The organism is Ideonella dechloratans, assembly GCF_021049305.1.
Lineage (GTDB): Bacteria > Pseudomonadota > Gammaproteobacteria > Burkholderiales > Burkholderiaceae_C > Ideonella > Ideonella dechloratans.
On the sequence record NZ_CP088081.1, the window covers coordinates 3,123,286 to 3,136,588 of the forward strand.

Consider the following 13,303-nt stretch of genomic DNA (forward strand, 5'->3'; position numbering starts at 1 on the left):
CTCAGGGCGGCGTGAAGCCGGGCGACTCGATGCGCACCAGGTCGAAGCGCACCGTGCCCGCCGGTCCCGGCTCCACTCCCACCACGGTCTGCTGTGCGGGGCTGCCCGCCTTCAGCAGCACGCGGCCCGGCGCCGGGTGATCCTCCTGGCAGTTCAGGCCGCTGGCCGTGCGACTGCCGCGTTGGGGGCTGCCGGCCGTGCAGTCCAGCACCGGGCCCAGCCGCGCCAGGGCCTGGCGGTAGAAGTCCGTCACCTGCGGCAGGCTGTCGCGGCTGGTGTACTTCAGCGCCACCACCCGCAGGCTCAGTGCGCCACCCCAGAGCTTGAGGTCCACCGCGCCGCCGTCGCCGTCCGGATCACGGTAGCGCTGGGCACCCGGATAGGCTGGCAGGCCGACCTGGGCCACCGTCGCCTCGGGGTCCACCGTCACCCCGGCGCTCCAGCCCGCCTGGGCGGCGGGGCCGGCCAGGCAGCCTGCCACCAGGCCCGCCGTCACCCCCAGGGCCTTGCAGGCCGATGGGCGCCATCCTTGCATCGTCATCGCTCGCTCCTCGCAGGGTTCGCTCCTGCCCTGGCGGCATCCTCGCGGCCTGCCACCGGCCCGGCCAGCAGACTGCGACGAAGTGCGCGGGCCGGGACATGAGACGCCACGGCGGGCGATGGAAGGCGCGCCCGAGCAGGCCCGGGAACACCCGCCCCACGGCACAAGCCGCCGGGCGGCGAAAATGCGCGGTTTCGCCCCGCACCCACCCGGTGCGCCGGGCGCCCCTGTTCCGACACCCCCCACACACCGGATGTCTTCCTCTGCGTCTTCTCCCGATCTGGCACGCGGCACGACCGCTGCCGACCCGGCGTCCTCCGCCACCGTCACCCGACACCCGCCCGGCCTGAAGGTCATCTTCATGGCCGAGATGTGGGAGCGCTTCAGCTACTACGGCATGCGCGCCCTGCTGGTGCTCTACCTGGTCAACGCCCTTGGCTACGAGCGCACCGACGCGCTCGAGCTCTACGGGCTCTACACCGGCCTGGTCTACCTCACGCCGCTGCTGGGCGGCTACCTGGCCGACCGCTGGATCGGCACCCGCCTAGCCATGGTCATCGGCGGCGTGGTGATGATGCTGGGCCACTTCGCCATGGCTTTCGAGCCGCTGCTGCACGTGGCCCTGGGCCTGCTGATCGTGGGCAACGGCTTTTTCAAGCCCAACAGCACTTCGCTGGTGGGGATGCTGTACGAACCCGGTGACCCGCGCTGCGCGGGCGGCTACACCATCTTCTACATGGGCGTGAACGTGGGCGCCTTCTTCTCGCCACTGGTGGCCGGCACCCTGGGCGAGCGCCTGGGCTGGCACTGGGGCTTTGCCAGCGCCGGCGTGGGCATGGCCTTCGGCATCATCGCCCTGCTGTGGCGCCAGCAGCAGCTAGGCCGCGCCGGCCTGCGCGAGGGCCAGGCTCCCATCGGCTGGGCCGATGGGCCGCGCATCGCCATCTGGACGGCCGGCAGCCTGGCCCTGGTGCTGGCGGTGCTGGGAGCCGGCCACCTGCTGGCCCCGCTGTGGGCCACGCTGGGCGCCGGCACCAAGCTGGTGGCCGGCCTGGCGCTGCTGGCGGCGGTGTTCTTCGGCGTCAAGCGCCCACGCCAGGGCCGTGACGCCCAGCCCCTCACCCGGGCCGAGTGGTCGGCCATGCTCGTGATCGCCATCACCACGGTGTTCGTCATCGTGTTCTGGATGGGCTTCGAGCAGGCCGGCGGCTCGATGAGCCTGTTCGCCGACCAGCAGACCGACCGCCACCTGATGGGCTGGGAGATCCCGGCTTCTTGGTTCCAGAGCATCAACCCGCTGGCCATCATGGGCCTGGCGCCGCTGTTCTCGGCCCTGTGGCTGCGCCTGGACCAGAGCCGCTTTGCCCTGCCGGACCCGGCCAAGATGGGCCTGGGCATGATCGTGCTGGGCCTGGGCTTCGTGCTGATGGCCGCCGCGCAGAGCCGCGCCGAGGCCCTGGGCTCGGTGGGACCGCTGTGGCTGGCCGGCGTCTACCTGCTGCACACCATCGGCGAGCTGATGCTGTCGCCCGTGGGTTATGCCATGGTCTCTCAGGTGGCACCGGCCCGGCTGGTGGGCCTGCTGATGGGTGTGTGGCTGGCCGGCATCGGCGTGGCCAACTACCTGGCTGGCGCGCTGGAGAGCCTGCTGGCCGGCAGCGGCATCCCGCCCTTCGTGTTCCTGTTCAGCTCCTCGATCGGCGCGGGCCTGCTGCTGCTGCTGATCACCCCCTGGCTGACCCGCCTGAGCCGGCGCGCCTCCCATTGAAACCGGTGGCAACCCGAGGGGCCGCATTGACCTCCGTCAACGCGGCCCGCGGACCTCGCTCGCAGACTGCCCGCACACGCACCGCCCTGGCCCTCACCCCGGGCCGGGTCGGTGCCCAACCATCCGTTGCGAGGAGCCTGCCATGAGCACCACCATCTTCTTCATTCCCAGCGTCAACCTGATGGGCGCCGGCTGCCTGAAGGACGCCGCCGCCGACATCCAGTCCAAGGGCTGGCGCAAGGCCCTGGTGGTGACGGACGCCCCGCTGGTGCGCACCGGCCTGGTGGCCAAGGTGACCGAACTGCTGGGCGCGCACGGTGTCACCTCGGTGGTGTTCGACGGCGTCAAGCCCAACCCCAATGTGGCCAATGTGGAAGCCGGCCTGGCCCTGCTGAAGGCCAACGGCTGCGACTTCGTGATCTCGCTGGGCGGCGGCTCGCCGCACGACTGCGCCAAGGGCATCGCCCTGGTGGCGGCCAATGGCGGTCGCATCACCGATTACGAGGGCCTGGACAAGTCCGCCAAACCGCAGCTGCCGCTGGTGGCCATCAACACCACCGCCGGCACGGCCAGCGAGATGACGCGCTTCTGCATCATCACCGACGACAGCCGGCACGTGAAGATGGCCATCGTGGACAAGCACACCACGCCGGTGCTGTCGGTCAACGACCCCGAGCTGATGATGGGCATGCCCGCCGGCCTGACCGCCGCCACCGGCATGGACGCGCTCACGCATGCGATCGAGGCCTATGTCTCCACCGCCGCCAACCCGATCACCGACGCCTGCGCCCTCAAGGCCGTCACGCTGATCAGCCAGCAGCTGCGCACTGCCGTGGCCCACGGCCAGGACGCCGCGGCCCGCGAGGCCATGGCCTATGCCCAGTTCCTGGCCGGCATGGCCTTCAACAACGCCTCGCTGGGCTATGTGCATGCCATGGCCCACCAGCTGGGTGGCTTCTACGACCTGCCGCACGGCGTGTGCAACGCCATCCTGCTGCCCCATGTGCAGGCCTTCAACGCCCGCGTGGCGGCCGGCCGGCTGGGCGATGTGGCCCGGGCCATGGGCGTGGACACCGCCCTGCTCACCGAAGCCCAGGCGGCCCAGGCCTGCCTGAACGCCATCCGCCAGCTCAGCGCGGACGTGGGTATCCCGGCCGGCGTGGGCAGCCTGGGTGCCAAGGAAGCCGACATCCCCACGCTGGCCGCCAACGCCATGAAGGACGCTTGCGGCCTGACCAACCCGGTGCAGCCGACCTTCGACGAGGTCTGCGCGATCTTCCGCGCGGCGCTATGAACCTCCGCGCCATGCCTGGGCAGCGCCCGGGCATGGCCGGCCTTCAGCCGAAGACCTTCTTCAGGATCTCGCTGCCGGTACCGGCCGGATCGCGCCGGATCTTCCTCTCCTCCTCGCCGATCATCAGGTAGAGCCCGTCCAGCGCCTTGCGGGTGACGTACTGCTGGATGTTGGCGTCTTCCTTGGCCACCAGGCCGAAGCTGCTGGCCTTGCCCGCCACGGCGTTGTACTTGCTGGCCAGGTCCACCTTCTCGGTTTCCTGGGTGACGATGGGCAGGAAGCGCTCGGTCAGCGGCACCCGCGTCTTCTTGGCGAAGAAGTCGGTCACGGACGTGTCGCCACCTCTGACGATGCCCACCGCGTCGTCCACCGACATGGTCTTGACCGCCTGCACGAGCAAGGTCTTGGCCTCGGGCACCGCCGCTTCGGCGGCCCGGTTCATCGCCGTGACCAGGTCGTCCACCCGCTTCTGCTGGCCGGTGAACTTCAGCATCTGCGCCGCGTCCTTCAGCATGCCCGGCAGCGGAATGCGCACCTGGGGGTTGCCCAGAAAGCCGTCCGGCCTGCCCAGCAGGGACACGGCACTCTCGGCGCCGCGCTCCAGCGCCGTCTTGACGCCCAGCGTGGCATCGGCCTGGCTGAACAGGGCCGCCCGGGCCGGCCACCCGGCGGTCAGACCCAGCAGACCACCCAGGGCCCAGCGGCCGCAGCCGCGTCGCTCGAGATCCATTTTCTTCCTCAGCTGTGGGATGTCGGTCCCATGGTGCGCCAGGCGCCGGAGGCTGGCAAGCCACCGCCGACGCCGCCGCGTGACTTAGGGTAAAACCGGCTCCTCACTCCCGGACGTCTGCCAGCGTGGCTTCACCCTCCTCCGAGCCTTGCAACGATGCGCCCCTGCCCCTGGGGCGCTGGGCCCATGCCTGGCAGCAGTGGCGCCCGTGGCTGCTGGGCGGTCTGGGGCTGCTGCTGGTCCTGCTGGTGGGCACCGCGCTGGCCCACCTGCTGCAGGAGGTGCGCTACGGCCAGGTGATGGGCGCCGTGCGACGCACCCCGGGCGCCTGGCTGCTGTGGTCGCTGCTGGCCACCGCCATCAGCTACGCCACGCTCACCCAGTACGACGCCTCGGCCCTGCGCTACATCGGCGCCAAGGTACCCCGCGGCACGGTGGCCCTGACGGCCTTCGTGGCCTACGCCTTGTCCAACACCATCGGCCTGGGCCCGCTGTCGGGCGGCGCGGTGCGCATGCGCCTGTACACCCAGGCGGGGCTGGAGCCCGGGCAGATCGCGCGGGTGATCGGTTTCAACACCGTGGCCTTTCTCTTGGGCATGCTGGCCTTCGGCGCCATGGGCCTGCTGTGGGGGGCACCCACCATCGCCCCGCTGCTGCACCTCCCGGCCGGTGGCCTGCAGACGCTGGCGGTGGCCCTGCTGCTGGGCCTGGCGGCCTTCGTGGCGCTGTGCCATCGGCAGCGAGTGCTGGCCTGGCGCTGGGGGCCCCAGCGACGCTGGCACGTGGGCCTGCGCCTGCCCCCGGCCGGCCTGGCCCTGGCCCAGCTGGCCATCTCGGCGGTGGAACTGACCGCCTCGGGCCTGGCCCTGTGGTGCCTGCTGCCGGAAAACCCCTTGCCGCTGCTGAGCTTTCTGGCGCTCTATGCCGTGGCCATCTCCGCAGCGCTGATCAGCCATATACCGGGCGGCGTGGGCGTGTTCGAGGCCGTGATGCTGCTGGCCGCCGGCCCGCACCTGCCCACCGCCCAGCTGCTGGGCGCGCTGCTGCTCTACCGCGGCCTGTACTACGTGCTGCCCCTGGTGCTGGCCAGCGGCCTGCTGGTGGCCTACGAGTTGCGCCCGGCCGCGGTGGCACCGATGGGCCGGGCGGCGGTGCGGCAAAGCCCGCGCTTGCTGGCCGCCCTGACCCTGGTGGCCGGGCTGTGGCTGGTGGTGTCCGGTGTCACCCCCTTCACCCGCGACGCCCGCGAGGTGCTGGTGGCGCTGAGCGTGCCGCTGCCGCTGATCGAGGCCTCGCACTTCCTGGGCAGCGTGGCCGGCCTGGGCCTGCTGGTGGTGGCCCGCGGCCTGCTGCACCGGCTGGATGCCGCCTGGTGGGCCGCCCTGGGCCTGTCGCTGGTGGCGGCGCTGCTGGCCTGGCCCAAGGGCATCGCGCTGAACGAGGCAGCCCTGCTCGTCACGCTGGCCGTGCTGCTGGTGGTCTCGCGCCGCCAGTTCGACCGCCCCTCCTCCCTGTTCGCGCAGCACCTGGAACCCGAGTGGCTGCTGGGGTTGGCCGGCGTGCTGCTGGCCAGCCTCTGGATCCTCTTCTTCGCCTACAAGCAGGTGGCCTACAGCAACCACCTGTGGTGGCAGTTCGAGCTGGACGGCCAGGCCCCGCGCTCGCTGCGGGCCCTGACCGCCATCGCCCTGCTCTCGCTGGCACTGGGCCTGTGGCAGTTGCTGCGGCCCCGCTCCAGCACCCTCGCCCGGCCCACGGCCGAGGAGATGACCCGGGCCGCGGCCCTGGTGCAGGCCGGCCCGCGGGCCGAAGGCTGCTACCTGCTGATGGGCGACAAGCACCTGCTGTTCTCGCCCAGCGGCCGCAGCTTCCTGATGTACGGCCGCCAGGGACGCACCTGGGTGTCGCTGTTCGGTCCCTTCGGGGAGCGCAAGGAATGGCCGGACCTGGTCTGGCAGTTCATCGAACTGGCCGCCGCGCACGGGGGGCGCCCCGCCTTCTACCAGGTGCGCCCGGCCCATCTGCCGCTGTACCTGGACTGCGGGCTGCAGGCCATCAAGCTCGGCGAGTACGCCCAGGTCAGCCTGCCGGATTTCAGCCTCAAGGGGGGCAAGCGGGCCAATCTGCGCGCCGGCGTGAACCGCGGCGAGCGCGAAGGCCTGAGCTTCGAGGTCGTGCCACCGGAGGCCGTGCCCGCCCTGCTGCCGGAGCTCAAGGCCATTTCAGACGCCTGGCTGCAACAACAGCAAGGCCGCGAGAAGGGCTTCTCGGTGGGCCGCTTCGACCCGGACTACCTGCGCCAGCTGCCCGTGGCCCTGGTGCGCCAGCACGGCCGGCTGGTGGCCTTCGCCAATCTGCAGCTGACCGCCTGCCGTGAGGAAGCCAGTGTCGATTTGATGCGACACCGGCCCGAGGCCCCGGCCGGCACCATGGATTTCCTCTTCGCCAAGGTGATGCTGCATCTCCAGGCCCAGGGCTACCAATGGTTCGGCCTGGGCATGTCCCCGCTGGCCGGCATGGCCGAGCGCCGCAGGGCCCCGCGCTGGCAACGGCTGGGCCGCCTGCTGTACAAGTACGGGGACCGCTTCTACCGCTTCCGCGGCCTGCGCAGCTTCAAGGACAAGTTCGAACCCAGTTGGGAGGCCCGCTACCTGGCCACCCCGGGCGGACTGGCCCCGGTGTTCGCGCTGGCCGACATCGCGGTGCTGATCGGCGGCCATCCCGACGAGACCGAGCCCTGATGTTGCCCTGCCTGCCCAACCCCATTGCCTGTATCCGCAGCCCGGCCCGCCCCCCCGCGCTGGGCGCCGGCCTGCTCCTGCTGGCCACCAGCGCCTTCGCAGCCCCACCCCTGCCGCAAACCGTCTCGCACGGCCTGTTCAGCAACGTGAAGGTGCAGCGCCCGGAAGGCACGCCCCAGCAGTTCGTGCTGCTGCTGCAAAACCAGGCGGACGAGGCCAGTCCCGCCGAGCAGGCCCTGGCCGACCGGATGGTGGCCGCTGGCGCCATGGTGGCCAGCGTGCCGCTGCCCCCTTTCTACAAGCGCCTGGCGGCCCAGGACGGCAGGTGCACCTACCCCGGCGGCGCCTTCGAGAACCTCTCACGCAGCATCCAGGCTCAGGCCCGGCTGCCCGCCTACCTCCTGCCTTTGCTGGTGGGCAGCGGGCCAGCCGCGGCCACGACCTACGCCACCCTGGCCCAGACACCGGCCGGCACCTTCTCCGGCGGCCTGTCGCTAGGTTTCTGCCCGCGCCTGCCGCTGGACCCGCCCATGTGCGCGGGCCCGACGCTGAAGTGGCAGACCGCGGCCGACGGCCCCGGGGTGGACCTGCAGCCCGCCCCGGCCGCGCTGGCCAGCCACTGGATGGCCCTGGGCGGCGGTGAGGAGGGCTGCACCAGCGCCCAGGCCCAGGCCTTCGTGCAGAAGGTGCCGCAAGCCAAATGGCTGGGCGCTGGTGGGCCTACGGCCGGCAATGGCCTGCCCGCGGGCTTCGAGGCCGCCTGGGCGGCCCTGGCCGTCAGGCAGGTGCCGCTGGGCCCGCCGCCCAGCCAGCTCTCCGACCTGCCCCTGGTCGAACTGCCCACGCCCGACGACGGCGCCGGCGCTGGCCAAAGCCCCTTCGCGGTGCTGATTTCGGGCGACGGCGGCTGGGCCAGCATCGACAAGGGCATTGCCAAGGCCCTGGTGGCCCGGGGCGTGCCGGTGGCCGGGCTGGATTCGTTGCGCTACTTCTGGAGCGAACGCACGCCCGAGGGGCTGGCCACCGATCTGGACCGGGTGATCCGCTACTACGCCGCTCGCTGGGGTCGCAGCAAGGTGATCCTGATCGGCTACTCGCAAGGGGCCGATGTGCTGCCCTTCGCGCTCAACCGCCTGCCCGCCGGCACCCGGGCCCGCGTGCAGCTGGCGGCCCTGCTGGGGCCGGGCCAGAAGGCATCCTTCGAGTTCCACGTCAGCAACTGGATCGGTCCCAGCGGCGACAAGCCCATCCTGCCGGAGGCCCGCAAGCTGTCGGCCAGCAACACCTTGTGCGTCTACGGTGAAAGCGAAAAAGACTCGCTGTGCCCCGACCTGAGCCCGGCCCAGGCCCGGCGCCTGCCGCTGACCGGCGGCCACCACTTCGGCGGCGATTACGAGGCCCTGGCCGGCAAGATCCTGGAGGCCGCGGGCCGCTGAGGGCATGATCGCGCCATGGACGATTTCGACCTCAACCCCGACTTCTTCAAGCCCCCGGCCTTCCGCCCGGACGAGGCCCTGCAGCGCCTGCGACGCGAGCTGCGTGCGCTGGGCCTGAATGAACGCGAGGGGCGCTTCGAGCGCCAGGGCCAGGCCCTGCTGAAGGACGTGGCCGTTTCGCCCGATGGCGCGGCCCTGAACCTGGCACTGGCCCGGCGGCTGGCCCGCACGCCCGAATGGCAGCCGCGCAGCCTGCGCGACAGCGCCCAGCTGCGCGACCTGCTGGCCGAGGTGAAGAGGCGCCTGTCGGCCGCCACCGACGAGGAGTGAGACCGCGCCGGGGCGCCGCCCGGGCCCCTGCGCTCACTTCTCGACGATCACGAAGTGCTTGCGCAGCGTCTGCAGCACCTCGAAGGAACCGCGGAAGTTCGGCGGGATCATCACCGCCTGGCCCGGGCCGATGTCGGTCACCGAGCCGTCCTCGCCATGCAGCCGGGCCTGGCCCGAGACGACATGGAAGTACTCGTGCTCGGCGGGACCGAACTCGATGCGCCAGCGGCCGGGCTCGCAGTCCCAGATGCCGGCGCACAGGCCTTCGGGGCCGCTTTCGTACAGGGTCCAGGTCGAGCGCAGCGGCGCGCCCACCTCGCGGCGCTCCTCGCGCGGCTGGTCGATCACCGGTGCCTGGGCCGGCACCTCGAAGCGGACAAGGGAAGCCATGAAGAATCTCTCCGGAAACTGCGTTGAAGACCGTGCTCAGCGCACGGTCATGGGGATGGTGACCGGGCCATCGTTGACCAGGTGCACCTGCATGTCGGCGCCGAACTCGCCGGTGGCCACCTGCGGGTGACGCACCCGCGCCTGGGCCACCAGGTGGTCGTACAGGGCCTGGCCCAGCGCCGCCGGTGCCGCGCCGGTGAAGCTGGGACGGTTGCCGCCGCGGGTGTCGGCCGCCAGCGTGAACTGCGAGACCAGCAGCAAGCCGCCGGGCGTGCCGGCACCGTCCAGGTCCTGCACGCTGCGGTTCATCTTGCCGGCCTCGTCGCTGAAGATGCGCAGCTTGAGCAGTTTGTCCAGCAGCTTGTCGGCCTGGGCTGGCGTGTCCTCGGGCTCGGCGCAGACCAGCACCAGCAAGCCCTGTTCGATGGCCCCGGTGACCCGGCCGGCCACCTCCACCCGGGCGCCGCGCACCCGTTGAATCACTGCAATCAAGCCAGAACCCTGAAGATCAATGCGGAAGCCCGGATGATAGCCAGCCACTTTGTAACAGGCGGGTACACGCATCCCGTTTCAAATGTGTAGGATGCACAGCCTTTCCTGTCGGCATTTCAAGGAGTCCTGACCGATGTCTGTCACCGCCCGTTCCCGTTCGTCCCGTTGGCTCAGCCTGGTGCTGGCCGCCAGCCTCAGCTATGCGGGCATGTTGCAGGGTGCTCAGGCAGCGCTGATCGGCACCGATGCCGTGGCGGCAGCGCAAGCCCCGGCCAGCCGTTCCGGCGCCGAATCCCGCGCCCTGCTGAACCAGGCGCTGGACCGTGCGGACGTGGTCCAGGCCCTGCAGGACCGGGGCGTCGATCCGGCCGAGGCGCGTGCCCGCGTGGCCGCCCTGAGCGATGCGCAGGCCCAGTGGATGGCCAGCCAGATCGATCAGGCCCCCGCCGCCGGCAGCGACATCCTGGGCGTGCTGGTCTTCCTGTTCGTGCTGCTGTTGATCACCGACATCCTGGGCCTGACCAAGGTCTTCCCCTTCACCCGCTCGGCCCGCTGAGCCGCTTGCAGGTCTTGAAGGGCCCGGCATCCCGCCGGCGGCGCCTGCTGGCCTGGCTGGCCGGCACCGCCTGGGTTTCGGCCGGCCTGACGGGCTGCGCCAGCCTGGACGCACCGTCCGTCACCGCGCTGCAGGCGCGGCCTCCGGCCGACCTGCCTCGCCAGGTCCTGCTGCGCGGGGTGCCCTTCTTTCCCGACGAAGGCACCTTGTGCGGCCCGGCCACCCTGGCGGGCGTGCTCGGTGCGGCCGGCCGGCCGGCCTCGCCCGAAGCGCTGACGCCGCAGGTCTATCTGCCCGGCCGCGAGGGCAGCCTGCAGCCGGAGATGCTGGCCGCCGCCGCCCGGCAGGGCGCCCTGGCCGTGCAGCTGCCCCCCCGGCTGGACGCCGTGTTGAGGACGCTTGCCGCCGGCCAGCCGGTGCTGGTGCTGGTGAACCTGTCGCTGCCGATCTGGCCGCGCTGGCACTACGCCGTGGTGGTGGGCTACGACCTGGACCAGGGCGAGGTGCATCTGCATTCCGGCACCCAGGGTGATGCCCGGTGGTCTCTGCAGACCTTCGAGCACACCTGGGCCCGCAGCGGACACTGGGCCATGGTGGTCAGCCCGCCGGAACAACTCCCGGCCATGGCCGACGCGACCGCGGTGCAGGAGGGGCTGCTGAGCCTGGAGCGGGCCAGCGGCGCGGCCGCCGCCCGACCGGGCTGGGAAGCGGCCGCCCAACGCTGGCCCGACGCCCTGGTGATCGGCATGGGGCTGGGCAACAGCCGTTACGCGACAGGCGACCTGCCCGGCGCCGCCCGGGCCTTCGAGCAGGTGGCCCGCACACACGACAGTGCCGCCGCATGGAACAACCTGGCCGAGCTGCGCCGCGCGCTGGGCCAGCCCGACGCCGCGCGGGATGCCGCGCGCCGCGCCTGGCAGCGCGCCCTCAGCGCGGAGCCGGCCTTCCAGCCGGCCGTGCGCGACACGCTGCGCGAGCTGGGCCTGTCACCCGACACCCTGGCCACCACGCCCGCCGCGCCTTGAGCGGCTGGGCGCTGCTGGCCGTCAGAAGTTGGTGATGGCCAGCAGCTCGACCTCGAAGGTCAGCGTGGCATTGGGCGGGATCACGCCGCCCGCGCCGCGGCTGCCGTAGGCGATGGCCGGCGGGCAGGTCAGCTTGGCCTTGCCGCCCGCCTTCATGCGCTGCAGGCCCTCGGTCCAGCAGGGGATGACGCGGTTGAGCGGGAACTCGGCCGGCTGACCGCGGCGGTAGGAGCTGTCGAACTCGGTGCCGTCGGCCAGCGTGCCGCGGTAGTTCACCTTCACCGTGTCGGTGGCCTTGGGCGACAGACCGGTACCGACCTTGAGGTCCTGGTAGACCAGGCCGCTGGCGGTGGTGACCGGCGCGGCCGGAGCCGGGGTGGCCGCCAGGGCCAGCGAGGACAATGACAGTGCCAGCGCACCGGCGGCAAACGACAGACGCATCATGGAAAGAATCCTTTCAGGAGCCAGAGGCCCGGACGCACCGGGCGGCAGGCCGCAAGCTTAGCCGGCTTCAGCCCAGGGTCACGCGGGCGAACTTGCGTTTGCCCACCTGCAGCACGAAGGTGCCCGCGTCGACCTTGAGGCCCTTGTCGCTGACCACCGTGCCGTCGATGCGCACGCCGCCCTGCTCCACCATGCGCAGGCCTTCACTGCCACTGGCCACCAGGTTGGCGGCCTTGAGCAGGGCGCCGATGGCCATCGGCGCACCGCTGAGCGCCACCTCGGGGATGTCGTCGGGGATGCCGCCCTTGCTGCGGTTGACGAAATCCTGCTCGGCGGCGTCGGCCGCGGCCGCGCTGTGGAAGCGCGCGGTGATCTCCTTGGCCAGGGCCACCTTGGCGTCGCGCGGGTTGCGCCCGCCCTCGACCTCGGCCTTCAGCGCGGCGATGTCGGCCTCGGAGCGGAAGGACAGCAGGGTGTACCAGCGCCACATCAGCTCGTCGCTGACCGACATGACCTTGGCGAACATGGTGTTGGCCGGCTCGGTGATGCCGATGTAGTTGCCCTTGGACTTGGACATCTTGTCCACGCCGTCCAGGCCTTCCAGCAGCGGCATGGTCAGAATGCACTGCGGCTCCTGGCCGTACTCGGCCTGCAGGTGGCGGCCCATCAGCAGGTTGAACTTCTGGTCGGTGCCCCCGAGCTCCAGGTCGCTCTTGAGCGCCACCGAGTCGTAGCCCTGCATCAGCGGGTAGAGGAACTCGTGCACCGAGATGGCGGTGCCGCTCTGGAAGCGCTTGGTGAAGTCCTCGCGCTCGAGCATGCGGGCCACGGTGTACTTGGCCGCCAGCTGGATCATGCCGCGCGCGCCCAGCGGGTCGCACCACTCGCTGTTCCAGCGCACCTCGGCCCGGTCCATGTCGACCACCAGGCGGATCTGCTCGAAGTAGGTCTTGGCGTTGGCCTCGATCTGCTCGCGGGTGAGCGGCGGGCGGGTGCTGTTGCGGCCGGACGGATCGCCGATGGTGGTGGTGAAGTCGCCGATCAGCGGGATCACGGCCAGGCCCAGGTCCTGCAGCTGGCGCATCTTGTTGAGCACCACCGTGTGGCCCAGGTGCAGGTCCGGCGCGGTCGGGTCCATGCCGAACTTGATGCGCAGCGGCACGCCCGTTGCTTCCCAACGCTGGAGCTTCTTCACCCAGTCGGCCTGAGGCAGCAGCTCGGCACAGCCGCGCAGGCTGATGGCCAGGGCCTCCTGCACACGGTCGCTCAAGGGGAGATCGGAGGGCACGGCGCCGGCCGGGGCCTGGGCTGCATCAAGGTCGGACATGGTGGTTCAAAGCGGGGTGAATCGCCCTTGGGACACAGGTCGACTTGCTATACTCGACCGATCGGTTGCTGACCGGCATCGTGGCCAAGCCCGGGCGCAAAACGCCCGATTCTACGAGGGAGTCCACGGAGTGCCGGAGAGGTCGCCCCAGCCTGCGCCAGGACGGCGTCGTCCGCGCAGGCTGGTTCGTATCAGGCCGGTGCGTCGGTGCCGCTTCAGGGAGCAGCGC

Annotated in this window: 13 protein-coding genes; 7 read left to right on the forward strand and 6 right to left on the reverse strand. The window is 71.2% G+C overall.

What is annotated here, in order from left to right:
• Position 1 precedes the first annotated feature (1 nt).
• The gene (locus tag LRM40_RS14420; RefSeq protein ID WP_151124268.1) at positions 2–541 is read right to left on the reverse strand and encodes a hypothetical protein; all 540 of its coding nucleotides are present in this window, start codon (positions 539–541) and stop codon (positions 2–4) included.
• Between the two features lie 253 nt (positions 542–794).
• Between LRM40_RS14420 and LRM40_RS14425 the strand changes: the two genes are divergently transcribed.
• On the forward strand, positions 795–2,309 hold the full coding sequence (locus LRM40_RS14425; RefSeq protein WP_151124267.1) for a peptide MFS transporter: 1,515 nt from the start codon (positions 795–797) through the stop codon (positions 2,307–2,309).
• A gap of 142 nt (positions 2,310–2,451) precedes the next feature.
• The gene (gene yiaY / locus LRM40_RS14430) at positions 2,452–3,603 is read left to right on the forward strand and encodes an L-threonine dehydrogenase (protein ID WP_151124266.1); all 1,152 of its coding nucleotides are present in this window, start codon (positions 2,452–2,454) and stop codon (positions 3,601–3,603) included.
• Between the two features lie 43 nt (positions 3,604–3,646).
• On the opposite strand, the gene LRM40_RS14435 is transcribed toward yiaY, so the two are convergent.
• Positions 3,647–4,333, reverse strand: coding sequence for a DUF4197 domain-containing protein (locus LRM40_RS14435; protein ID WP_151124265.1), 687 nt, complete (start codon positions 4,331–4,333; stop codon positions 3,647–3,649).
• A gap of 125 nt (positions 4,334–4,458) precedes the next feature.
• Here LRM40_RS14435 and mprF point away from each other — a divergent pair, with 125 nt between their 5' ends.
• Genes mprF through LRM40_RS14450 form a run of 3 tightly spaced genes read left to right on the forward strand, consistent with a single transcriptional unit; the run spans position 4,459 to position 8,840 of the window.
• Positions 4,459–7,074 (forward strand): bifunctional lysylphosphatidylglycerol flippase/synthetase MprF, encoded by a 2,616-nt coding sequence (gene mprF / locus LRM40_RS14440; protein ID WP_151124264.1) that lies wholly within the window; start codon positions 4,459–4,461, stop codon positions 7,072–7,074.
• Complete coding sequence (locus LRM40_RS14445; protein ID WP_151124263.1) at positions 7,074–8,510, forward strand: virulence factor family protein; 1,437 nt, start codon at positions 7,074–7,076, stop codon at positions 8,508–8,510. Before mprF ends, LRM40_RS14445 begins: the two co-directional genes overlap by 1 nt.
• 15 nt (positions 8,511–8,525) lie before the next feature.
• Entirely contained in the window at positions 8,526–8,840 is a 315-nt protein-coding gene (locus LRM40_RS14450) for a hypothetical protein (RefSeq protein ID WP_151124262.1), read from the forward strand.
• A 33-nt stretch (positions 8,841–8,873) separates the two neighbouring features.
• Here LRM40_RS14450 and LRM40_RS14455 read toward each other — a convergent pair whose 3' ends face one another.
• Positions 8,874–9,230: a cupin domain-containing protein gene (locus tag LRM40_RS14455; protein WP_151124261.1), complete on the reverse strand. Its 357-nt coding sequence runs from the start codon at positions 9,228–9,230 to the stop codon at positions 8,874–8,876.
• Positions 9,231–9,266: 36 nt separating this feature from the next.
• Positions 9,267–9,722: a D-aminoacyl-tRNA deacylase gene (dtd, locus tag LRM40_RS14460; RefSeq protein ID WP_151124260.1), complete on the reverse strand. Its 456-nt coding sequence runs from the start codon at positions 9,720–9,722 to the stop codon at positions 9,267–9,269.
• Between the two features lie 133 nt (positions 9,723–9,855).
• Between dtd and LRM40_RS14465 the strand changes: the two genes are divergently transcribed.
• Together LRM40_RS14465 and LRM40_RS14470 are read left to right on the forward strand one after the other, a co-directional pair.
• Positions 9,856–10,278, forward strand: a complete 423-nt coding sequence (locus LRM40_RS14465; protein ID WP_151124259.1) for a PA2779 family protein — start codon at positions 9,856–9,858, stop codon at positions 10,276–10,278.
• A gap of 5 nt (positions 10,279–10,283) precedes the next feature.
• Entirely contained in the window at positions 10,284–11,303 is a 1,020-nt protein-coding gene (locus tag LRM40_RS14470; RefSeq protein WP_231067567.1) for a PA2778 family cysteine peptidase, read from the forward strand.
• A 21-nt stretch (positions 11,304–11,324) separates the two neighbouring features.
• Here LRM40_RS14470 and LRM40_RS14475 read toward each other — a convergent pair whose 3' ends face one another.
• Positions 11,325–11,744 carry an FKBP-type peptidyl-prolyl cis-trans isomerase gene (locus LRM40_RS14475; protein WP_151125623.1) on the reverse strand — a complete coding sequence of 140 codons (420 nt, stop codon included), beginning with the start codon at positions 11,742–11,744 and terminating at the stop codon, positions 11,325–11,327.
• 70 nt (positions 11,745–11,814) lie between these two features.
• Positions 11,815–13,074, reverse strand: coding sequence for a tyrosine--tRNA ligase (gene tyrS / locus LRM40_RS14485; RefSeq protein ID WP_151125621.1), 1,260 nt, complete (start codon positions 13,072–13,074; stop codon positions 11,815–11,817).
• Between the last annotated feature and the right edge of the window lie 229 nt (positions 13,075–13,303).

Coding starts and splice junctions, on each gene's coding strand:
- LRM40_RS14465 (WP_151124259.1), top strand. CDS start 9,856: ATGTCTGTCACCGCCCGTTCCCGTTCGTCCCGTTGGCTCAGCCTGGTG.
- LRM40_RS14475 (WP_151125623.1), bottom strand. CDS start 11,744: ATGCGTCTGTCGTTTGCCGCCGGTGCGCTGGCACTGTCATTGTCCTCG.
- LRM40_RS14445 (WP_151124263.1), top strand. CDS start 7,074: ATGTTGCCCTGCCTGCCCAACCCCATTGCCTGTATCCGCAGCCCGGCC.
- LRM40_RS14435 (WP_151124265.1), bottom strand. CDS start 4,333: ATGGATCTCGAGCGACGCGGCTGCGGCCGCTGGGCCCTGGGTGGTCTG.
- yiaY (WP_151124266.1), top strand. CDS start 2,452: ATGAGCACCACCATCTTCTTCATTCCCAGCGTCAACCTGATGGGCGCC.
- LRM40_RS14450 (WP_151124262.1), top strand. CDS start 8,526: ATGGACGATTTCGACCTCAACCCCGACTTCTTCAAGCCCCCGGCCTTC.
- tyrS (WP_151125621.1), bottom strand. CDS start 13,074: ATGTCCGACCTTGATGCAGCCCAGGCCCCGGCCGGCGCCGTGCCCTCC.
- LRM40_RS14420 (WP_151124268.1), bottom strand. CDS start 541: ATGACGATGCAAGGATGGCGCCCATCGGCCTGCAAGGCCCTGGGGGTG.
- LRM40_RS14425 (WP_151124267.1), top strand. CDS start 795: ATGTCTTCCTCTGCGTCTTCTCCCGATCTGGCACGCGGCACGACCGCT.
- LRM40_RS14455 (WP_151124261.1), bottom strand. CDS start 9,230: ATGGCTTCCCTTGTCCGCTTCGAGGTGCCGGCCCAGGCACCGGTGATC.